Genomic DNA, 22,839 nt, shown 5'->3' with positions numbered 1-22,839 from the left:
ATGCTTGCGCTACGAATCTTGCTTAGTGCATCCTCTTGAAGAAACAGGGCAAGCAAACCACCCATGGGGTGGGATATCCCATCTCAGCCATTCAACGATCAAATCCACCAGGTTCTATGCAGGATTCACATTCAAACCCGTCCACGGACACCGGTCATCGCGCATCGAAAAACGCCAGTGAGACCAAACCCGCTCGAAGGGGGCGCCCGGTCGGCGATCGCGAAGCCAAGCGGAAGGAATTGCTGACGGCGGCGATATCGGTGATTGCCAAGGAGGGCTACGCAGGGGCCTCCATGCGCAAAGTGGCCAAGCAGGCCGGACACACAACGGGCGCTGTCACCTACTACTTCGCCAACAAGGAGGAGATGGTGTCCGCGGTCGCGCAGAGCCTGTTCGACCAGTTTGACACCCTGCTGGAAGCGGACGAAACAGCCATTGATGTCAAGGCCATTATCCAGGAGTGGCTGGACTGGACGAGCATCAACGAGACCGATACATGGCTGGCGGTCTTTCAGTTGCTGGCCCACGCCCGACATGAACCGGCGTTTGCCAGCGTGATACAACAGCGCTATGCCAGCTTCCGGCTTGGGCTGGCAACAATCCTGAAAAAAGGACAACAACAGGGTATCGTGCGCGGCGATATCCCCGCGGATATCCTCGCCGACCAGCTCAGCGCCATGAGCGATGGCTGGATGATGATGCTGCCGATCGAGCCGGAAAGATTTGCGCCGAAGCGGGCCAGGGCTTTGCTGGACGCAGTGACCACCCTGATCTCGCCATCCGCCCGGTAATCAGTTCGACCGGGCCACCTCTCCTTCCTGAGACTCTAGCATCTCCTGGATTCGACTGGTCGCCTGCTGGGTTCGGTCCGCCAGTTTCTTGACCTCTTCAGCGACCACCGAGAATCCCCGCCCCGCCGATCCGGCCCTCGCCGCCTCGATAGCCGCATTGAGCGCCAGCAAATTGGTTTGGGTTGCGATACCGCTGATCACATCAACCACTTCGGAAATCTTACTGTAGGTTTCCTGGTTGGTATCCAGCAACTTCTCATGGGCAGTCTTTGATGCATGTTCGTCTTCGATATTACGAACGGCACCTATGATCCGAACGAGCCGGCCTTGCGCATCCCGTATTGCCCTGCCCCGCTCCCGAAACCAGCAGTACCCCCTGCTCTTATGGTGCATTCGGTACTCTTCCACATATTCTCCGGAGCCCGCTGGGGACAGTATGTTGGCTTCAATGACCGCCATGAGGCGAGGCAGGTCATCTGGATGAGTGATCCTGACCTGGCTTTCCAACCCATCCGGAAGCTCGTCACGGCTATACCCGAGTAATTGACGAAAAGGATCCGTTATAATTAGCTTACTGTCAGGGTCCTCAATGTTCCCGTTGCAAACGACGAAGTCCCAAACGCCCTCCGTAAGTGTCGAGAGGATCATGCCCCACACCCGGCATTCCTCGTGCAACCGGTCTCGGTCCTGCTCAAGTTCGCCCGAATAGCATCGCACCTCCCGGAGTTCCTGACCCAGTGATTCGATTCGATTATCCCGCTCTTCAATCTCTTCAGCATGCCGACGTTCCAGAACCTTGAGTCGAGCCATGAGCGTCTCAATCTCACAGGACAGCGCCACCTCTGTCTGATTGGCCTCATCCATAAAGGACCGGAGCGATGAGGAAATCGAAGGGTATTGCCTCAACGCTTCGAACTGCAATTCGTCCGGGTGCCCATGGCCATATTTGAGCTGATCCAGGAAACCCACGACCTCTGCCGCCAACTTCCTGGCCGAGCCAAGCTTGATCATCTGCAATGCCCCTCCGTACAGGACGTGCCCTGGGATCCCATACGCCTCGAGTCAGGAAGTATAAAGCGGCTAATCTCCCGGCTTACTTCTGGTAGATCATCAAGCGGAAACATGTGGCCTCCGCCACGGATGATACGCAACCGGGCCTTCGGAATACGCCACGCCAGCAAGCGCGCATTGGCGACAGGCACGATAGGGTCGTCATCGCCAGCGAGCACCAGCGTCGGCTGCGGAAGCTTGTGCAACCACAAAGCGCTGGTCCACCCCATGACCGCAAGAAGTTGATGGAGATAGCCGACGCCTCCTTGCCAGCGCACGCGACTAAAATGCTTCTTTAATCGATCGGGCCTGTGGCGTAATTTTCCACCGTAAATTGTCGGGCCTACTTCATGCATATAGCTCGCGCTGATGTATCGCTTGGGATGAGCCATTTTCAACAGCACCTTAGGCGACCCGGGAATCATCACCATGCCCATCGAAGTGGCAGCCAGGATCAAGCCATTGACCCGATCGGCTGAGAGATGGGCCAGCTGCTGAGCCAGCGTTCCGCCCCAGGAAATCCCCATCACCGTGACACGATCGTACCCAAGTTCATCCAGCAGCCTGACCACCAGGCGAGCCAGTGACGGTAAACGGTACGGAAACAAGCGGGCTGGAGAACCCCCAACCCCCGGGACGTCAAAGCGGACCACTTCAAGGCGCTCATCCAGTGCTTCCACAAGTGGATCCAGGAGTTCCAGATTTGCGCCCACACCGTTGACGATCAGCAGGACATGATGACTGTCGGAACGCCCAGGCCTGACCTTTACCTTCACCGCCTGTTTGCCGACACTCAAGAGCTTATCCATTGTCTTTCCTGGTAGCCTTGTAGCCCTTCATTACATAGCTGCCAGGCGCGTCTTCCAGAGGCTGAAAGTGGTTGTTACCGAGTTGCGATTTCGCTTCAACCAGTTCGCCTGAGCGCTGGTTCAGCCAGGCCTCCCAGCTCGCCCACCAGGAACCCTCTTGCAGGTTGGCCTCAGCTTTCCACTGTGTCGGGGATGGCGGCATTTCATCGTTGACAAAAAATTTCGCCTTCGGGTTACCGGGCGGATTCAGGATGCTCTGAATATGGCCACTGTTGCTCAGCACAAAAGTCTTTCTGCCACCGAAAAGATTGGCCGTTTGATAACAGCCTTGCCAGGGCGTGATGTGATCGGTGACTCCCGCAACGGAGAACAGATCAACATTGATCTCCTGCAAATCAATGGCATAGCCACCGATCTTCATTTTCCCCTTGGCAATCTGGTCGTCGTGAACGAAGAGATCCAGAAAGTCGCTGTGTAGCTGGGCAGGGATATTGGTGGTGTCACAGTTCCAGAACAGGATATCGAAGGCGGGCGGCTTTTTGCCCAGCAGATAATTGTTGACCCAATAGTTCCAGATCAAATCATTGGGTCGCAACCAGGAAAATGTTCGCGCAAAGTCGTTTCCGGACAGCACGCCCTTCTTTTGCGAATACTTGCGGGCATAGTCTATCGCTTCGCCTGATGCAAACAGGCCCAGCGAGGTCTCTGCCGAGGGATCCAGAATACAGACCAGCAAGGTGAGCGAGTTGATGGTGGACTTTTTCTTGGCCGCCAGGTAGCCGACCAGAACGCTTAGGGTAATGCCGCCCGAACACCCGCCCATCACATTGCAGCTTTCGGTCTCGCTGATGGCGCAGGTTACATCGACAGCCGATTCCAGTGCCTCGACGTAACTCTCCAGCCCCCAATAAGCAAATTTCTTATCGGGATTTCTCCAACTGACGATAAAAACCTGAAAGCCGGCTTTTAGATAGTGGTCAACAAGGCTGGCTCGTTCCGAGAGGTCAAAGATATAGAATTTGTTAATCTGGGGAGGCGATATTAACAGTGGTTTTTCGCGAACTTTTTCTGATTGGGGCAAGTATTGAATCAACTCAAACATCGCATGGCGATAGACCACCTTGCCCGGGGTTCTGGCGACATTCTCGCCCAGCCTGAATCGGGATTTATCGACCTGCAGCGGAAGTGAACCGTTGTTACGGAAGTCATCCCACAAATTCCGCACACCCTGTACAGCACTCGCTCCGCCGGTTTCGATGGCTCTTTTGATGGCCACCGGATTGGTTGGCAGGTTACTCGGCGATAACGCATCGATGGCCAGGGAAAGTAGATAATTCGCCCGCGACCTGTCGTGGTCATTGATGTCGATATCGTCAAGCCATTGATTTATTTCCATCGAGGCCGCGAGATACGTTTGCAGGGCTTTGCGGTACAATCCATTTTCCTGCCAGGTAACATCTTCAAATCGTTTGTCTTTTTTGTCGGGGGCCAGTTCCGACCTTCCATTTATGATGTCTTTGAACTGGTTCCCAAAGCTAGTGACCCGTTTCCACGTTGTATTTGGTTTCGAGCGAACCTGCTGCAGCAGCATCTCCGTGGTGGAAAGCAGCCCTCGACGATTGAGCCCAATGAATGCGTTTGGACCGTGCAACTGGTCCATGTCTTCGGCCTGGCGAGACACGGGAACGCATGCCTTTGATCCCGCCCCGGTACTTCCTTGCTGACTCATGACCTACACCTCTCCGATGGTTTCTACGATTTCGGTTGCTGCACCAAAACCAACGTGTCGGCAATGAGCGCAGGTTTTTCGCTGCCCTCAATTTCCACAACGTTTTCTATGGTCAGTAACTTCCGTGCCCCTTTGTCCTGGCAGTCGGTGAGCTTCATTCGATTCCGCACCCGTTTACCCGCGAGAACCGGAGACATAAATCGGACCTTGTTACTGCCATAATTCACCGCAGTTGCGGCGTCGGAGGGGATACCACCACTTTCAAAATTCCACTTCGCCAACAGCGACAACACCAGAAAGCCATGGGCAATCGTCGCCCCAAATGGACTCTCTTGAGCCGCTCGCTCGGGATCAACATGTATCCATTGCTGGTCACCGGTACAGGCTGCAAATTGGTTTATGCGCTGTTGATCAATTGCAAGCCAATCTGAGGTACCGATTTCCTTTCCTACATAGTGTTCTACATCATCGTATTGATACTGAGTTCCATGCATCGTTTTTTTCCCTGGCTAATTGAACGACTCGATTGCCTATATAGATCTGCGTTAGTTAACTCATGACTCAAATCTGATGGTCCACCGCATGCCACTGATCCTTGACGTTTGTGGTCCTCCTCGTTGATTCAATGGCTGACTGCCGAAGCCTTTCGCAGAGTCTATGTCTGCAAGGGCAAGCCGGATCCAGGATCGGCAGTCAGTTGGTTATGAAAATGAATGTTTAGCCTCTATCGACCGTTGGACGATGCAGTAGAGGCAAACAGCCCCACGCTGCCTTTAGGCAAATTATTCCGAGCTACCGCGCGCTCGAGGGCAAGGTAGGCGTAATACAGTACGACCACCAGATACGACCAGGTCGTCAGGGCGAGGATCAGGAAGATGATTTGATGTTCATCGCCCGGTATCGGGAAGAAATCGTAGATAACGGCGATGGTCTGACTGCACACCATGGCAAGAAATACATGCACAGCGTGACGAGCTTCCCCAGCCCGCATCAGTCTGGACGCGAAGCACACCAGATAGATCGAGAACCCGGTCCACATGGCGACGTAGAAGTAAGGCAGGGGTTTGGCAAAGACATCCAGTGAGAGCAGCGCGGCCGTTCCAGCAAAGGCACCCACAAAGAAGACCACGTCCACCACCTTGGATGGCTTGTAGTTATGGGTCACAGCCATCAGACCGGCAGTGGCAATGATTGGGATGCCGGCAGCCCTTGAGAATGCATCGAGGAAATACGAGATGTCGTAGGCGAGCTGGGATTCGATCAGCAGATAGATAAAGAGGTTGGTGGTCGACACCGTCACGACCAGGAACTCAATCCCAAGCAGGTAATTTTTCCGCTTGAGAAATTTCAACCCCCAGATCAGTGAGGTCGACCAAAGTAATACCGTAGCAGCACACAGGATGGCAATCTTGGTATCCATAATTACTCCCAGTGGTTTATTGTGGATGCGCGCTTGATCAGTTTTACTCTGTAGGCAAGCCCGCGAGGTAAGTTGCAATCGCCTTGCGATCCTCCGGTGACCAACCTGCTGCCAGGCTGTTCATCATGCCGGTGGGATCGTTACGCTCACCTTCGGCAAACGCATCAAGTTGATTCAGGAGATAGTCGTAACCCTGGCTGGCAAGGCGTGGGAAAGGGCCCTGCCCCATCAGGCGATCACCGTGACAGCCGGCGCAGCCACCGGACTCAGCCAATGTTTCACCACGTTCCCGGTTCTGGACATCCGCTTCGAAATATCGGTTGTCTTTAGCGGGCTGCCTGGCAAAGAACTTGGCGTATAGCTGGATTTCCTCTTCGCTCATGGTCATGGCGAGTGGGGTCATGTTCGGGTTTTCCCGATCACCATTGGCAAAGTTTCGAAGCTGGGTAGCCAGGTAGGCTTCCGGTTGCCCGGCCAAGCTGGGATACCCCTGGTGCAACGAACTTCCGTTACGACCATGGCAGGCCTCACAGGCATCGGTTAGATGCGGCCAGGCGCCCTTGTTGGCCTGGTACTGCTCTTCCGACTCGGTGAGATAGGCCTGCAACCGATAGAGGTCGACCAGCTCCTGGCCAAAGAACACCAGCAGCAGAACAACGACTGCCGGAAGACCAATCAGTAACGTTTTTTTCATGACCGACTCCTCAACCGCAGGGCATTGAGTGCCTCCAGGGCGCTCTGGTGACCGGAACGCACTGCGCCATCCATGTAACCGGCCCAGATATCGGCAGTCTCGGTACCGGACCAGATAAGGTTACCGCTGGGCGGATTCAGGGCTTCGCCATGGGTGGTCCAGAATCCCGGCGGAATGGCGGAGATACAGGTGATGGTCCAGGGATCTACTTTCCCCCAGTCCTGATCGTGGTAGGCCACGGGCCGCAAGGCTGCGTCGCCCCAAGCCTGGGCATAGATTTCCGCCAGTGCCCGCTTGGCCTGGTTGTGATCCGAGGGCAGATTGGCGTTCGATACGAAGGCGTTGATCACCCCCACCTCACCATTGACCGGCGAGTTGTCGTAGGCCCATATAATGGGACCATTCACCTGGAAGATATGGCCATTTAACCCCTTCTCCCGCCAGAACGGACGGGAATAAACCATGGCCGTCTTGCGCGCCGGGGAATGGGCGGGCCAGGCCCGCTGCAGCGCTGCCCGGTTCGCCGGAAGCGCCGGACTGAAGTCGATCTGCTGGCACAGCGGCGGACTCAACGCCATGATCACCTGACGGGTGCGAATGGTTCCCTGATCAGTGTGCAGGGTGACGACATCGCTGTCCCAGTTGGAGATCTTGCGAACCGGGCAGGACAGCCGAAGCTTATCGCCCAGCTCCTCAGCCATCTTGATGCTGAGCAGTTGCGCACCACCCACGAAACGGGTGCCTTGGGCACTGTCTTTAATTGCATCCAGCTTGAAATAGTCGCTGTTGGCGGAGTTGATCATGGACAGAAAGTGCAGGAGGCCCATTTTTGCGGGCAATGCGCCGCCGGTTAGGGCAATACTGCCATCCCAACCCGGTTTGTCTTCCGGCTTGATATCCTGCTTGGCCAGCCAATCGCCGACGCTAAGTTTGTCGAGTTCCTCAGCTCGCGGGGATGTCCAGGGAGCACCGGAGGGCACGTCCCGGGACAGCTCACTGAGTTGCTCGCCAAGGGCGTGATCGGTACCAAAGGTTCCCTCCAGGTCGATCGCGAGCTGTCCGTCACCACCCAGCATGACTGTCTTGCCTTCGTAGTAGGACGGGAAGGTATCTACCTCCAATTCGCGAGCCAGATCCGCTACGGCGGTCTGTCCGGGGCCGATCCACTGGCCACCCACATCCGATACTTCGCCGTGACCTACGTCGTAATTGAGCGTTCGTCCACCCACACGGTCCCGAGCCTCCAGCACCACAAAAGATTCGCAGCCGGCCCGCTGCAGATCCCGGGCCGAGGTCAGACCGGACAGCCCAGCGCCGATGATGGCGATATCCAGCACCTCGCCGGGGGCACTACCACTCAAGGCTTCACTTGCCCTGGCAAGCCCGGCACTCAAGCCCAGACCACCCACGGCGGCGGATGCGCCGGCAAACTTCAGCAGCTTCCTGCGCTGCGTGTTGATCGCAGTGTCAGAGGATTGTTTTCTGGCCATCTTGTTGTGCCTCGTGTTGCGCCTCGATTACAGGATTAAATTCGAGCTTAGCAATCCCATTACTTTAACGCAACGTTAGTTATGTTTATTTTGAAAGGGACCAGTGCAGTGCTGAAAATGGGCGGTTCGTGCCTTACCCAAACGATGCTTTTCGCGGTTGCACTTTGCGTAGGTGTATTAGTCAGGTATATTGTGATAACAGCTGTAATGTTTAATTCTGAGACCAACGCAGCAGGGGCCAAGATGAAAACAGAAAAAGACAAGCAGCCGCTCAGAGCCCGTCGGCGCTTACTACTTCAGGCGCTGGGCGGGGGGGCACTGGTTGGAGGCTTGGCATTGACCGGCAGTGCCAATGCCAAGGCAGCGTTATCCGGGAGCACTCGACCACGCCAAGCCGATTCCGACGTCCTGGACGTGGCCATCATCGGCGCCGGGCTGTCCGGCCTGACCTCGGCCCGGGATCTGCAGCGGGCCGGCTGCGAATCCTTTGTGGTGCTGGAGGCCCGGGAGCGCGTTGGTGGCCGGACCTATAATCACGAACTGGGAAACGGAGTGGTCTCAGAAGCCGGTGGCCAATGGATTGGCCCCGGACAAACGGCCATCGCGGACCTGGCGCGTCAGTTGGAGGTGGGCACCTTCGACCAGTACTACCAGGGTAAAACCGTCTACCTGGCGGGTGATGCCCGATACGCGGAAGCGTCCGCCAGTGGCGGCGCCAGCGTCAGTCACGACATTGCCCGCAAGCTGAACGAAATGGCCCGCTCGGTTCCGGGAGAGGCCCCCTGGACAGCACCAAACGCCGCTGAGCTGGACAACATCACTCTGGGCGAATGGCTGAACCAACAGGGCGTTACCACCGAAGACAAAATCGGCCTCAACATGTCCACCACTCTCACCTTCGGTGCACCACCGGCCAGTTTGAGTCTGTTGCACTATCTGTCGATCATCAACACGTCCGATTGCAGTCTCGAGCAACTCGAAGGCATCAAAGACGGCGCCCAGGAAACGCGGTTTGTCGGTGGCTCCCAGATTCTTTGCACCAAAATGGCCGAGCACCTGGGTGGCAAACTCAAGCTGTCGTGCCCGGTGCGCGAGATCGTAGGCTGGGACCAGGATGTTGTCGAATTGCACACCGATCAAGGCATCATTCGGGCCCGCCAGATCATCGCCGCCTTAAACCCAGCCCTTTGCAACCAGATTCGCTTTACTCCCGCCCTTCCCTCCGGCCGAGCTGGACTACAGGATCGCTGGCCGGCGCATGCGCCCATGCGCAAGACCGTACACGTCTACGCCCGCCCCTTCTGGCGTGACCAGGGAATGAACGGTCAGGTCGTTCAAACCCAGGGACCGATCATCTGGTCCTACGATAATTCGCCGCCAGACGGATCCGTCGGCATTATCAGCGCCTTCATCAAACCGGGGCAGCTTTCCCACAATCCCGCCGAGGCGGAACGGGTGCTCTCCGACCTCTACGCCCGCGCGCTGGGCGAAGAGGCCCGACATCCAACCCAATTCCACGATCATGACTGGGGCAAGGTCGACCCCTGGAGCCTTACCTGCATTCACCCAATCCCACCCGGGTTCTGGACACAATGGGGTGAATTCCTGCGCCCGGCAGCGGGCCGACTGATCTGGTCCGGGACCGAAACCGCCGACATCTGGCCAGGCGCCATGGACGGAGCCGTCCGCTCCGGTCACCGGGCCGCCTTCCAGGCACTCCAGGCGCTGACTGAAAACCGGAGGACGACCGGATGAGACGGGCAATTGTAGTCACCGCGATCCTGGCAATGTTCGGCGCCGTCGCACTGGGAGCACTGATTGGCCCGGACCTCTGGGCGGGGTATCAGTTCATGAAAGTTGTGGACCAGCAAACCACAGCGTACGAGGCTAACGGAGGCGCCTGGCCCCAACTTCAAGACACCTGCGCCCTCTGTCACGGCCAAAATGGCCAGGCTGCAAATGCCCACTACCCGTCCCTTGCAGGGCTATCCGCTTCGTACATCGAGAATCAGCTGCATGCCTTTGCTGAGGGACGCCGGCCTAACCCGCAAATGCAACCGTTGGCAAAAAGCCTGAGCGATGAGCAGATTCGAATGCTGGCTGCCTATTACGAACGCCAGTCCCCGGCTGCAAACGATCCTCTGTCCGCCAATGCATCCCTGGACCCACTGGGCCAGACGGTCGTTGAAACCCGCGGTTGCGCCACCTGCCACGGCGGCCAGTTTCAGGGCAGCCCGATGGCGCCACGCCTGGCTGGCCAGGGTGAATACTACCTGGTGGACCAGCTACAGGCCTTTAAAGCCAGCGTCCGTCAGGATCCAACCCAGGCGATGAATGGCATTGCCAGCACTTTGTCCGAAGCCGAGATCCAGGCTGCGGCCAGCTACCTGGCGAGCCTGACACCCGCCGATTCACCCGCGCAATAAGCCTCTTTAGGAGAGAAAACCCTATGAATCAAAACCAAAGCCAGATGGTGCGCTTCACCGCCTGGGTCGCCATACTCGGCGGCATTTTCGCCTACCTCAACGTTGTTCTGGCGGTGGTCGTCACCAGTGGGGACTTCACCGTCACTCTGGACGGCGCCAAGATGCTGGGTCTGCCCCCGGAAATGCGCGAGCTGTTCCGCCTGTCCATGTTTGCCGATGTCCTGGGATTCTATCTGCCAGTGCTGGTCATAGGTGGTTACCTGTGGCACCGATTCCGTGATGAAGCGGGGGCGCTAGGTGACATGGCCGCCCTGGCCATCCTGCTGTATGTGGTGGTGGGCGTGAGTGGAGCTGCCATCCTGCAAACGGCCCTACACACGCTGGGATCGCTGCACGACGGCGGCGATGAAGCAACCAAGGCGACGGCCGAAACCATCTGGGCAACCGTTGCCTACTTCTGCCAGCGAGGCCTATGGTGGTGCGAAGGACCGGTGGTTCTGTTTTGGGGACTGATCGTCGGAGCACACCTGAAGCGCGCCGGGTGGGGCAAGGCACTGCTGCTTCCACTAAAGATAGTTGGCTGGGGCTTTGGCCTGTTCTTCCTGTTCGGCTTCTTCCCAAGCCTGAATGCCGTTACCAATGGCATGCTGGTCATCGTGGTACTGATATTTCCAATGTGGATGATCCTGTTCGGCCGCCAGTTACTGCGTCAGCGGGCCTGACACCAGGACGCTCATAAGCCCAGAAAGCTCACCTGAAACCATTATCCCCGCCGCGCCCTTGAGCCGGCGGGGATTTTTTTGGCCGTGAGCCAGTCGCAGGATGCTGGTGAGGCTCTCCGAACCGTATCAACAAGCTGGATTAAGATGCGGTTCGCTTCGCTCACCAGCATCCTACCGGACGATTCCCCCTCATCAACTGGCAATACGGAAAGGTACTAGAGCTAGGACATCGGCCCAGGGAAACATCTGCCCAACAACAGCTGCCCAGTCGTAGGATGATGGTGAGGCTCGCCGCACCGCATCATTGCTCTGCAGATTCCGGCATCAACAGGAATTGCAGGCGGGTACTGGAGTTGAAGCCAAGGAAAGTGAAGGTGACGCTGTCTCGGAAGGAGGAGCCCAGCGGCGGGGCCCAAGAGTGCTTCGCTCAGGGGCCCTGGAAAGTATCAGCTGGTAACTCAATGATGACCGTCGGAGCCCTCCACGGGCGCACGATAGATCAATGCATACAGCACGGGCAATACAACCATGGTGAGCACCGTTGCAAACAGCAACCCGCCTATAATGGTGATTGCCATGGACACAAAGAAGGCGTCGAACACCAACGGAATCATGCCCAATGCCGTTGTGAGGGCGGCCATGGCCACCGGGCGCAAACGGCTTACTCCGGAATCCACAATCGAGGACAGCAATTCCTTGCCGCTTCCGACTTCCAGGTTGATCTCCTCCACCAGCACAATGGCATTCTTGATCAACATGCCCATCAGGCTGAGAAAACCGAGCAAGGCCATAAAGCCAAATGGCTGCCCCGTCATCAGCAGGCCCGCCGTCACCCCGATGAGCGCCAGGGGCACGCACAGCCAGATCACGAGCGGCTGTCGTAACGAGTTGAACATCATGATGGTAATCAGGATCATCGCGAAGATGAACACCGGAATCGTCTCGGCAAGGCCGGCCTCGGCTTTGCCGGCATCCTCGTATTCGCCGCCCCACTCCAGTGTGTAGCCCGGCGGCAATGCCAGCGCCTCAACCTGAGGCCGAAGCCTGGCGAACAGCTCGCTGGCATTCCCCTCCTGCGGATCCGCATAAACAGTGATGGTCCGCTTGCGATCGCGGCGGTGGACAATCTCATCCTCAAACAAGGTGTCGAACGATCGCACCACCTGTCGCAACGGAATCATCTTTTGCGCCACCGGGCTCCAGATCTGCAGGTTCGCCAGGCTGTCGATGTCATTGCGGGAGGCCTCATCCGCCCGAACGATGATGGGAAGCAGCAAGTCGCCTTCCCGATAGATGCCAGCGGTCACACCCTGAAAGCCCTCCTGCATGGCTTCCGCAACCATGGGCCGGGTGATGCCGTTAAGGTTGGCTTGCTCCTCGGCCAAGACCGCACGGACAAGCTTCACCCTTTGTCGCCAATCGGTGCGAACGCCCTTGGTATCAGGATCGCTGCGGTAGATGCTCTGTACCTCATTGGCCAGGCGTCGCAGTTCATTGGCGTCCGGGCCGCTCAGCCGGGTCTGGATCTTGCCGCTTGTCCCCGTACCAAGCTCGAACGGCGAGGCGTAGGCCAGCGCATCCGGAAACCGGGCGGCCAGCTCGGCTTCGACCCTGGGAAGCAACGCTTCAATGGTCCTGGAATCGTCCACGCTGACTAGGAACTGGGCATAGGCACTATTGGGCTGTTCCGGCTGGTAGGTCAGCAGGAACCGGAGCGCACCCTCGCCAATCGTGGTGGTTACGTGGGTGACGCCCGGTTGTTCCAGCAGCAGCTGCTCAACCTGCTCCGCATCCTTGCTCGTCGCGTTGATGTGGGCACCTTGCGGCAACCAGTAGTCCACCATGAACTGCGGCCGTGTCGAGCTGGGGAAAAAGCTTTGCTCGACATAGGAGAAGCCCCACACCGCAGCGGCAAATACGCCGACCACCGTTGCCGAACTCAGGTACCGGTGACGAATACAGCTCCGCAGAAACATGCTGTAACGCCGGTAAAATCCGCCGGCATAAGGGTCCGTATTCGATTGCTCAGCCTTAGGCGGCTTGAGGAACATCACACACAAAAGGGGCGTCACAGTGACTGCGGTGACCCAACTCAAGAGCAGCGACACCATCACCACCTGAAACAGGGAGCGACAGTACTCACCGGTAGCGTCGTTCGACGTGCCGATGGCTGCGAAGGCCAGAATGGCAATCAGCGTAGCGCCTAGCAGCGGCCAGGCGGATTGCTTGACCACCGCCGAGGCCGCACTCTCCGCGGTCTGCCCCTTCTGCATTCGCACCAGCACGCCATCGACCACCACAATGGCATTGTCCACCAACATGCCAAGCGCGATGATCAAGGCGCCCAGTGAAATGCGTTCCAGTGCAACCCCCATCGGGTCCAGGAACAGGAAGGAGCCGGCAATCGTGAGGATCAACACAAAGCCAATCAGCAATCCGCTGCGCAGGCCCATAAACACCAGCAATACCGCGATGACAATCGCCACGGCCTGCAACAGGCTGTTTACAAAACCTGAAATCGCCGTGGTCACCGCCTCCGACTGCATGGAGACAACACCGAACTCCACGCCCACTGGCCGCTCGCCTTCCAGCTCCGCCAATCGGGCCTGAACTGCTTCGCCCATGGTAACCACGTTGCCCCCGGACACCGTGGAAATCCCAAGGCCAATGCCCAGCTGACCGTCAAAACGGATGACGGATTCCGGAGGCTGGACATAACCGCGCCGAACGTTGGCAATATCGCGAAGGTACAGCTGGCGTCCCTCGCCACCGTGAATCAGCAGCGACTGGAAGTCCTCCACCGAGCTCAGCCCACCCGATGGCATGAGTGTGACATAGGCCGACCCGACCTGCGCCCGACCGGCATCCGCCGCCACGCCCTTCTGACGCAACTCTTCAATGATCGCGGTGGGCGGAATGCCCAACTGGGACATCCGATCCCGATTGAACTCGACAAAGATCGCCTCCTGCCGCTCGCCGAAGGTGGTGATCTTGCCAACATCCTTCACCAGCAGGAGCTCACGCTGGAGGCTGTCCACGTAGTTCTTCAGCTCGGCATAGCTGTAGCCGTCACCGGTGACCACCATGAAAACGCTGTAGACGTCGCCATAGTCATCGAGAACAATGGAGGGCCCGGCACCAGGAGGCAACTCCCGCTGTGCGTCGCTTATTTTCTGCCGAAGTTTGTCCCAGACCTGGGGTAACGTCTCGCTGTTGTAGCTCTCCTTAATGGTGACGGTCAGGGTGGACAGCCCGCGTTCGGATTTCGAGCGTACCCGCTCCAGTTCCCCGAGCTGCTGCACAACCTTCTCCAGTCGCTCGCTGACTTCCTGCTCAACTTCCAGGGCCGACGCGCCGGAATACGGGGTAATGACCAGGGCATCCTTGATGGTGAATTCCGGGTCTTCCAGACGGCTCATCCCGCTGTAGACCAGTAGCCCGGCAAAGAGCATGACACCCGTGAGAACCAGCGTGACCACCCGGTTCCTGATGGCAATGGCGGCAATATCCATGAATCAATTCTCCAGCGGATGCACGGGAAAGCCCTCGGAGAGCATGTGCACGCCGGAGACGGCGATGCGGTCGCCCGTCTCAAGTCCCGAGATCACCTGGATACTGTTGCCAGTGAGCTCTCCAACCTCAATGGATTGCCTGCTGACCGAACCGGATTCCGCATCGAACAGCCACACATAGGGGGCGTTATCCGGCGCCGCGACAACGGCACCGGCAGGCACCAGCAGGCCGCCCGGGGCATGCTCGGGAGGCGGCGTATAGGCGACATGACCGGTCATCCCCGGGCTAACGGAGCGGCCTTCGGGAGCCTCGAAACCCACGGTCACTTCAAAGGTCCGTGTTACCGGGTCTGCGCTACTGGAGAACGCCGTAATCCTGGCCGGAATGGGCGTGTTCGGCAAGGAACTGAGTACAACGCTGATATCGACATCCGAACTAATATCCGCAGCCGAATCCACGGGCTTGTAGCCTACCCAATCGGCTTCAGGGACATTGACCCTCATTTCCAGGGCGTCGTCGCTTTGCAGGATCAACACGGGCTGTTTGGCTTGCACGTTGGCGTAGTCCTCTACCAGCTTGCGGGCAACGCGGCCAGAAAAGGGCGCCCGGAGTACTGTATCCTCGACGGCCTTGCTGGCGCGCTGGAGCCCAGCCTCAGCCACTTCCAGGGCTCGCCTGGCCCGATCCAACTGCTGTGCCGTCACCGCATCGGCCTGAAACGCTTTGTCATAACGATTGAAGTCCGCTCGAGCGACATTGCGCTCGGCGCGGGCCCGATCACGCTCCGCCTCGTAATCCCTCGGGTCGAGCCTGGCCAGAACAGCCCCAGCCTCAACGCGATCGCCTTCAGTGACCGGCATCTCGACAATTCGCCCGGACACTTCAAAGGCCATGTCCGACTGCTGGACGGCCTCAACACTGCCGGGGAACTTCAAGGTCTGGCCACTGCCCAGCTCACCAACCGTAAACAGTTTGACGGGCCGCGATACCGGCTCCGCCACTTGAGGCTCCGGGTCGCTACAGGCACTCAGCATCACAGCGACGGTTAGCCAAAGCGAAAACGACTTGAAGTGATCACACACCCCTTCCATATCCCCTCCAGAATTGAAGTTATCCGCTATCGGTGCCGGCCGGGCTCAGGAAAACCGGCCTTCAGCGACCACGATGACAGCCGTTCTCACGGAGTCAGGATTTTGCTTTGCGCGCGTTACGATTAATATAGTCGTCCATCCGGTTTGCTGCACCCAGCGCCAACTTGAACGCGCACCACTGCAGCGGTTCCGGCAGGGTTGTCGGAGTTTTGTGGCGCAGCGCGGCGAGCAGCGGATGCTCCACTCCGTTTATGCGCTCCGCCAACAGTTGCCCCATCAACGATTGGGTAGCCACACCGTGTCCGGAACATCCGGCGGTATGGAACACGTTGTTCTGGCCACCGGTTTCTCCAACCACTGGCAGGGCGTCGTAGGCAAGGCTGACATAGCCGCTCCAGCAGGACTTGATGCCAATGCCCCTCAAGGTGGGGAATCGATCACTCAGGGCCACCGCGAGCTCACCATAGGCCGCCTGGTCCGGCACGTTCGGGGTCTTGCCGCCATAGGTGTAACCAAGTCGTTTGGTGGTGACAACAAGGGAATTGCGCGCGGTCAGTCGGTGACTTTCCATGGTCCAATGGGGCGTCACAATGCCCTCTCGTCCTTGCCATCCCAGGGACTCAAGTTGCGACGGACTTAACCGGTCGGTCTCGATGGCCGAGACCCGCAACGGCACCACCTTGTTCCCGAGCAGTCCGAGTTGAGGGGTATAGGCGTTGGTGGCCAGCACCAGGAACGGTGCCGAGGCACTGCCTTTTTCAGTCATGCAGGTGACGACCGGGCCCTCACGATAGGAGATTAGCGGTGTCTTCTCATAGATCCTGACACCCGCCTGAAGAGCCGCACGCCGCAGTCCCAACACGTACTTTCCAGGATCGAGCGTGCCACCGTGTCTCTGGTAGCAGCCAAACAGAAAAGCGGGTGGCACACCGCGGGCCCGCATGGCCGCCGGATCCAGGAATTCGGTTTTTGACCCCAGCTGAAGCCCAAGCTCCATACCCTTGCGCAGCCGTTTCTCCTGAGATGGATGGACAGCGGCGCGAATGATACCGGAGGCGTTGTAGTCGCAGTCGATCCCCAGTTCGCCCAGTCGCCGTTCCACATAGTCGACACCCTCATCGTAGAAACGGACAATCTCCTTGGCCCGCTTCAGCCCGACACGTTTCAGAAAGAACTCGAACTCGACCCCCATACTGCCGGCAAGGTAACCCGCGTTGCGTCCGCTCGCGCCGAAACCAGCGTAATCGCGCTCGAGCACAACCACGTCGGCCCCCTTGGCAGCAAGCTCAAGAGCGGTCGAGAGTCCGGCAAAACCCGCACCAACAATGACCACATCCGCAGTTACCTTGCCTTCCAGTGCCGGCTGCAAGTCAGCCGGAGGATCCATCCAGCCGCCTTGGGGCCGGAAATTCTCGAGCGTAACACCAGGATTCATTTCATCGCGCTGACTCGCCATACCACCCTCCATCAACCACCACCACGGAGTTCGGGTGTGAAGTCCGCATTCAGATCGCCGGCGTCCTCACCCGTTCCTGTTTCACCCATCGTAGCAAGTCGCCTACTTTACCACAACGTTTGTTATGTTTAATTGATAAAGAGCGATGAAGGATGATGGAATGAAGAATGAAGAATGAAGAGTCTGAGGGATATCACCCGCACCCAGCCGATCGAAGCGCCTCCCGGTATTTTTTCGGCGTCGTCCCGAACCAGCGCTGACACGAGCGGCTAAACGTACTCTGCTCGGTGTACCCAAGAAGGCCGGCGATCTGGACCATCGGCAGACCGGATTCATTCAGGTATCGCTCAGCTTGCTGCTGACGCTCATTGTCCAACAGGTCGTCGTAGCGATGCCCCTCTTCCGCCAGGCGACGCTGAAGCGTTCGAGGATGCAGCGCCAGTTCGGTGGCGATAGCCTGTGAACTGCACTGTCCGGTGGGCAATAGCCGGCGAATCAGTTCGGTAACGTGGGCGGAGAGCGCCGTGGTACCGGGCACATAATGGGACTCAAGATAGCTGGTGGCGTAATGCAGGGTCTGGGAGTCCGCATGATCGATGGGTTGGCGGGCCAACGCGCTGGATATCCGCCACCCACACCAGTCCTGCCCAAACCTTGTCTCGCAGCCAAACGATGCCTCATAGTTGAGCTCCGGCCCCACCGGCGCATGGAGAAACGAAACCAATTCTGGACGCGCGCCCTCCCCGGCCAGCATGCGGAGCATCTGCATGGCATTGGCGAGACTCAGCTCATAGGACTGACGAAGCTGAGGCGCGGAGAGCTCCGCAATCCGGTAATCAAACTGAATCCAGTCGCCCTCCTCCGGCGTCTGCAGAGTTAACAACAGCGCGGGACAGTGAATATACAGATAACGGGCAATGGCCTGAAAAGCGTCGAGGACGGTACAGGAATTCCGCGCGATAACCGCAACCGGCCCCAGCATTTCCAACCCCTGCCAACGGGCTAGCCGCAGCCCAAAATCCGGGCATGCCAGCTCGGTGGCCGTTGCCTCAAGCAGCAAAACGCCACTTCGGTACAGGATAAATGAATCGTCCGGCCTCTCGGCGGCGGGTGGAATATGATAGCGAGCCAGGAAGCGATTCGGATCGCCTCCCAGCTCACGGACCAGATCGTCATACCCCCACAAATTGGTGGCCTGAATCAGGCTACTCATGACACCTCCAGCAAGATCGAACGCCCCTGCACAACACCCGAATCACCTCCAACTTCACCGTCAGGCATGGGCTCCTTAGGCCAACCCTGTCGCTTATTGTTAAATTTTTGTCCGGTGATGGCAATAATTCCATGCAGTGTTCACATAACTTATGCAGTAACGAGCCTCTCTATCACCGGCTTTCGATGAACGTGGAGCGCACATGAACAAGCAGCATTACAACGTAATAATAATCGGTGCAGGACTTTCCGGAGTTGGAACTGCCAGCCATTTTGCAGACAAATGCCCCGACAAGAGCCTGGCCATCCTTGAGCGCCGCGAGCGCATTGGCGGAACCTGGGACCTATTCCGCTACCCGGGCATTCGGTCAGATTCCGATATGTTGACCTTTGGCTACAACTTTCGCCCCTGGAGTGGACTCAAGATACTGGCCGATGGTGGATCGATCCGCCAATACATCGAAAAAACAGCAGACCAATATGACATCAAGGACAAGATCCAATACGGCCTGAAAACCACCCACGCGGACTGGTCTAGCGAGGATCAACGCTGGCACGTGACCACGCTGCATGAATCCAGCGGCAAAACCCGCGAATTCAGCTGCGATTTTCTGGTGTGCTGTACTGGTTACTACAATCACGACGACGGGTTTCGTCCGGAATTCCCCGGTGAAAGCGACTTCAAGGGCACCATCATCCATCCTCAGCACTGGCCTGAAGACCTGGATTACAGTGGCAAAAAGGTCGTGGTGATCGGAAGCGGTGCGACTGCGGTCACCCTGGTGCCCTCAATGGCGGAAAAAGCCGGCCATGTCACCATGCTCCAACGGTCGCCTTCCTACGTGTATTCGATTCCCTCCATCGACCGGATTACTGGAGTGCTGCAGCGGGTCATGCCATCACGCTGGGCCTTCGGCCTTGCGCGACAGAGAAACATCGTGATGCAACGGGCTGTGTACGTTGCTTGCCGACGCTGGCCGAAATTGATGCGTCGCTTCCTGCTATCCCATGTGCGCAGGCATGTGGGGCCCAACGTCGACATGAAACATTTCTCCCCCAGCTATATGCCTTGGGATGAGCGCCTTTGCGCCGTACCTGACGCAGACCTGTTCAAGGCGTTAAGAAAGGGCGCTGCATCCATTGAAACGGATCACATTGACCACTTCACCGACAAGGGCATCGCACTGAAATCCGGCAAGACGCTGGACGCCGACATCATTATTACCGCAACAGGACTCAACCTCCAGATGTTTGGCGGCATGGAACTGTCTGTCGACGGCGAACCGGAAATACTGGGCGACAAGATGGCCTACAAAGGTGTGCTGGTCGAAAAGATGCCCAACCTGGCGTGGATGTTCGGCTACACCAACTCTTCATGGACACTCAAGCTGGATCTGGCTGCGGACTACCTGTGTCGACTCTTCAAGTTTATGACGCAGCGTGAGCTGGACGTGGTTGTACCACAGGACATCGACCAGAGCCGACTCGACGAAGGCATCCTGGACACCCTGAACGCGGGCTACATTCAACGGGGAAAACATCGCCTGCCCCGGCAGGGCAAAAACTACCCCTGGCAAATCTTCATGAACTACCGGGCTGACAAGAAGATGCTTATTGACGACTCCATCGAAGATGAGCGACTGAACTTTACGTCTGCCAAAAACCGCAAAGTGAATCGGAAAAACCGACAAATCGCCGCCTGAACCTAAAAATACCCAACGACGATCGGGAGGAAGTCTTGGCAGCCAAAGGCCGAGACTCCCCCCAACCAAACAACACCTACTTACAAAAAGAGAGTTACGTATGCAAGGCAAAATGATGAGTCAGCCTCTGATTGTGTCGTCCATCATGGAACATGCGGAGCGCTTTCATGGCAGCACAGAGATTGTTTCCCGAACGGTCGAAGGCCGCGTTCATCGCTACACCTATGCAGAGGCACACAAGCGCGCCAAGCAGGGCGCCAATGCGCTTCAGAAACTTGGCGTTGAACTTGGCAGCCGCGTTGCCACTCTGGCCTGGAACAATCACCGGCATTTTGAGCTTTATTACGCCATTTCCGGCATGGGCGCCATTACCCACACCGTGAACCCCCGCCTGTTCCCCGAGCAGGTCAGCTGGATTGTGAACGACGCCCAAGACCAGGTGCTGTGCTTTGACACCAGCTTTGCCTCCCTGGTGGAATCCATTGCCCCCCAATGCCCGAGCGTCAAGTACTGGGTTGCCATGACCGACCGCGACCACATGCCGGATGTGCGCGTTCCGAACCTGATCTGCTACGAAGACCTGATAGCCAGCGAACCGGAAGAATTCACCTGGCCCCAGCTCGATGAAAATACCGCCTCGTCGTTGTGTTACACCTCGGGAACCACCGGCAACCCCAAAGGCGTGCTCTATTCGCACCGCTCGACGCTGTTGCATGCCCTGTCCAGTTCCAATCCGGACGCCCTGAACCTTTCTGGCCAGGACGTGGTGTTACCAGTAGTCCCCATGTTCCATGTGAACGCCTGGGGCCTGCCCTACTCCGCACCATTGGCCGGCGCGAAACTGGTCCTCCCCTGCGACGGTATGGACGGAGCTAGCCTTTACGAGCTGTTTGAAAACGAGGGCGTAACCTTCTCCGCCGGTGTACCGACGGTCTGGCTTGGCGTTCTCCAGCACTTACGCAGTAACAACCTGAAACTCTCCAGCGTCAAGCGCATGATTGTCGGCGGTTCCGCCTGTCCGCCCGCACTGATGCAGAGTTTCAGGCAGGAGTACAACGTCAGGATTCAGCACGCCTGGGGCATGACGGAGATGTCACCACTGGGAACCGTCAACACACCCAAGGCCAAACATCGGGCACTGACCGAAGAGGAAAGGTTCGAGCTTGAGATCAAACAGGGACGCCCTCCCTTCGGCGTTGACCTCAAGATCGTTGACGACCACGGCAACGAACTTCCCCGCGACGGCAAGACGTCCGGCGACCTCCTGGTGCGGGGTCATTGGGTGATCGACCAGTACTACAACAAGGAAGACAGCCCCCTGGTGGACGGCTGGTTCCCCACCGGCGACGTGGCCAACCTGGATGCGGATGGCTACCTGCAAATCACCGATCGCTCGAAAGACGTCATCAAATCCGGCGGCGAGTGGATCAGCTCCATCGAGCTGGAAAACATTGCCATGAACCACCCGGCGGTCGCTGAAGCGGCAGCTCTGGGTATGCCTCACGAGAAGTGGGATGAACGGCCGCTGCTGGTCGTGGTCAAGAAAGAAGGCCTGGACGTCAGCTCGGAAGAGATCCTCGCCAAGTACCAGGGCCAGGTAGCCAAGTTCTGCATTCCGGATGATGTGGTGTACGTGGACGAGATCCCTCACACCGCCACCGGAAAAGTCAGCAAGATCACGCTGCGCAAGATGCTCACCGACTACCGTTGGCCCGCCCCCAAGAACTCCGGGCAGTGAGGAGTCCATATGAACATCTACCGGCACGATTCGGCCAGTACGGCCGCCTTCACTCAGGTTTTTAAGCATGCCAAGGGCCACTGGAAGTACTCGCTCCTCAACCTGCTGCTTCGCGTGTCCGTGAAGTGGCGGCATGGCCTGGAGGTGGACGTCAGCTCGGTGCGGGACCAGGTTGCAAAACTGGACCGACAGGCGCCGAAACAGTTGCCCGACATAAAGCGCCTGAAAGCCGATGCTGATGGTGTATCCGGCGAGTGGCTGGTACCCGACAACCATCATGAAAACCGGGTTGTGCTGTACCTGCACGGGGGCGCCTTCGTCGCCTCCTCACCGAATGTGCACGCAACCATGCTGGCGCCCTGGTGCCAGACCTTGGGCGCCAGAGCGTTGATGGTGGATTACCGGCTCTCGCCGGAGCACCGGTTCCCGGCGGCCAGCGATGACTGCTTTGTCGCATACAAGTGGCTGCTGGAACAGGGCATCGAGCCCCGGAACATTGTGATTGCCGGCGATTCCGCCGGCGGCAACCTGGTGCTCAGCACCCTCCTGCGTCTCAAGACAGAACAGGTTGCGCTACCGGGTTGCGCCGTTTTGCTCTCACCGTTCCTGGATTTCACCCTGAGCGGTCGCAGTGCCCTGACCAATGCCCGAAAAGACCCGATCTTCACGTCGGCATTCGCCATCGGCGTTCGCAATCACTACGCACCTGCTGAGCTGCATTCGGATCCCCGGGTTTCACCCTTGCTGGGGGATTTCGAAGGCCTCCCGCCCATGCTGTTCCAGGTTGGCAGTACGGAAATGCTGCTTGACGATTCCGTCAGGGCCGCCAACAAGGCCAGCGACGCCAAGGTTCCGGTCCAGCTGGAGATCTGGGAAGACCTGCCCCACGTCTTCCAGACGATCGACGCATTACCGCAGGCAAAAGTCGCAGCGCAGCGAATCTGTCAGTTCATTGAACAGCACACGGGCTGGGCTAACTAGCCGATGCGGCATCC

Annotated in this window: 18 protein-coding genes; 7 read left to right on the top strand and 11 right to left on the bottom strand. The window is 57.9% G+C overall.

Going from position 1 to position 22,839, the window contains the following annotated elements:
• Window positions 1–35: 35 nt before the first annotated feature.
• Complete coding sequence (locus N6L25_RS08970) at window positions 36–791, top strand: TetR/AcrR family transcriptional regulator (protein WP_442915223.1); 756 nt, start codon at window positions 36–38, stop codon at window positions 789–791.
• Here N6L25_RS08970 and N6L25_RS08965 read toward each other — a convergent pair whose 3' ends face one another.
• The 7 genes from N6L25_RS08965 to N6L25_RS08935 form a co-directional block, all read right to left on the bottom strand.
• Window positions 792–1,802, bottom strand: a complete 1,011-nt coding sequence (locus N6L25_RS08965; RefSeq protein ID WP_271979486.1) for a methyl-accepting chemotaxis protein — start codon at window positions 1,800–1,802, stop codon at window positions 792–794.
• The gene (gene phaZ, locus N6L25_RS08960) at window positions 1,799–2,650 is read right to left on the bottom strand and encodes a poly(3-hydroxyalkanoate) depolymerase (RefSeq protein WP_271979485.1); all 852 of its coding nucleotides are present in this window, start codon (window positions 2,648–2,650) and stop codon (window positions 1,799–1,801) included. The genes N6L25_RS08965 and phaZ overlap by 4 nt, the downstream gene beginning before the upstream one ends.
• The gene (locus N6L25_RS08955; protein ID WP_271979484.1) at window positions 2,643–4,379 is read right to left on the bottom strand and encodes an alpha/beta fold hydrolase; all 1,737 of its coding nucleotides are present in this window, start codon (window positions 4,377–4,379) and stop codon (window positions 2,643–2,645) included. Before N6L25_RS08955 ends, phaZ begins: the two co-directional genes overlap by 8 nt.
• Window positions 4,380–4,402: 23 nt before the next feature.
• Complete coding sequence (locus N6L25_RS08950; protein ID WP_271979482.1) at window positions 4,403–4,873, bottom strand: MaoC family dehydratase; 471 nt, start codon at window positions 4,871–4,873, stop codon at window positions 4,403–4,405.
• Between the two features lie 230 nt (window positions 4,874–5,103).
• A complete protein-coding gene (locus tag N6L25_RS08945) occupies window positions 5,104–5,799 on the bottom strand; it encodes a hypothetical protein (RefSeq protein ID WP_271979481.1) in 696 nt (231 codons plus the stop codon).
• A gap of 43 nt (window positions 5,800–5,842) precedes the next feature.
• A complete protein-coding gene (locus N6L25_RS08940) occupies window positions 5,843–6,493 on the bottom strand; it encodes a c-type cytochrome (RefSeq protein WP_271979480.1) in 651 nt (216 codons plus the stop codon).
• A complete protein-coding gene (locus N6L25_RS08935; RefSeq protein ID WP_271979479.1) occupies window positions 6,490–7,983 on the bottom strand; it encodes a flavin monoamine oxidase family protein in 1,494 nt (497 codons plus the stop codon). The genes N6L25_RS08940 and N6L25_RS08935 overlap by 4 nt, the downstream gene beginning before the upstream one ends.
• A gap of 243 nt (window positions 7,984–8,226) precedes the next feature.
• On the opposite strand from N6L25_RS08935, the gene N6L25_RS08930 reads away from it, so the two are divergent.
• Genes N6L25_RS08930 through N6L25_RS08920 form a run of 3 tightly spaced genes read left to right on the top strand, consistent with a single transcriptional unit; the run spans window position 8,227 to window position 11,131 of the window.
• Complete coding sequence (locus N6L25_RS08930; protein ID WP_271979478.1) at window positions 8,227–9,738, top strand: flavin monoamine oxidase family protein; 1,512 nt, start codon at window positions 8,227–8,229, stop codon at window positions 9,736–9,738.
• A complete protein-coding gene (locus tag N6L25_RS08925) occupies window positions 9,735–10,409 on the top strand; it encodes a c-type cytochrome (RefSeq protein WP_271979477.1) in 675 nt (224 codons plus the stop codon). The genes N6L25_RS08930 and N6L25_RS08925 overlap by 4 nt, the downstream gene beginning before the upstream one ends.
• A gap of 23 nt (window positions 10,410–10,432) precedes the next feature.
• Complete coding sequence (locus N6L25_RS08920) at window positions 10,433–11,131, top strand: hypothetical protein (protein ID WP_271979476.1); 699 nt, start codon at window positions 10,433–10,435, stop codon at window positions 11,129–11,131.
• Window positions 11,132–11,589: 458 nt separating this feature from the next.
• Here N6L25_RS08920 and N6L25_RS08915 read toward each other — a convergent pair whose 3' ends face one another.
• From N6L25_RS08915 to N6L25_RS08900, 4 genes are all read right to left on the bottom strand, one after another.
• Complete coding sequence (locus tag N6L25_RS08915) at window positions 11,590–14,643, bottom strand: efflux RND transporter permease subunit (protein WP_271979475.1); 3,054 nt, start codon at window positions 14,641–14,643, stop codon at window positions 11,590–11,592.
• A 3-nt stretch (window positions 14,644–14,646) separates the two neighbouring features.
• Entirely contained in the window at window positions 14,647–15,735 is a 1,089-nt protein-coding gene (locus N6L25_RS08910; RefSeq protein WP_271979473.1) for an efflux RND transporter periplasmic adaptor subunit, read from the bottom strand.
• Between the two features lie 94 nt (window positions 15,736–15,829).
• Complete coding sequence (locus N6L25_RS08905) at window positions 15,830–17,191, bottom strand: NAD(P)/FAD-dependent oxidoreductase (protein ID WP_271979472.1); 1,362 nt, start codon at window positions 17,189–17,191, stop codon at window positions 15,830–15,832.
• A gap of 193 nt (window positions 17,192–17,384) precedes the next feature.
• Window positions 17,385–18,404, bottom strand: a complete 1,020-nt coding sequence (locus N6L25_RS08900) for an AraC family transcriptional regulator (protein ID WP_271979471.1) — start codon at window positions 18,402–18,404, stop codon at window positions 17,385–17,387.
• A 202-nt stretch (window positions 18,405–18,606) separates the two neighbouring features.
• On the opposite strand from N6L25_RS08900, the gene N6L25_RS08895 reads away from it, so the two are divergent.
• From N6L25_RS08895 to N6L25_RS08885, 3 genes are all read left to right on the top strand, one after another.
• Window positions 18,607–20,106, top strand: coding sequence for a flavin-containing monooxygenase (locus tag N6L25_RS08895; protein ID WP_271979470.1), 1,500 nt, complete (start codon window positions 18,607–18,609; stop codon window positions 20,104–20,106).
• 100 nt (window positions 20,107–20,206) lie between these two features.
• Entirely contained in the window at window positions 20,207–21,844 is a 1,638-nt protein-coding gene (locus N6L25_RS08890) for a 3-(methylthio)propionyl-CoA ligase (RefSeq protein ID WP_271979469.1), read from the top strand.
• A gap of 9 nt (window positions 21,845–21,853) precedes the next feature.
• Complete coding sequence (locus tag N6L25_RS08885; RefSeq protein WP_271979468.1) at window positions 21,854–22,825, top strand: alpha/beta hydrolase; 972 nt, start codon at window positions 21,854–21,856, stop codon at window positions 22,823–22,825.
• Window positions 22,826–22,839 lie beyond the last annotated feature (14 nt).

The sequence above is a fragment of the Marinobacter sp. SS21 genome, from assembly GCF_028369065.1.
Taxonomy (GTDB): domain Bacteria; phylum Pseudomonadota; class Gammaproteobacteria; order Pseudomonadales; family Oleiphilaceae; genus Marinobacter.
This window is presented reverse-complemented; position numbering and strand designations above follow the sequence as displayed.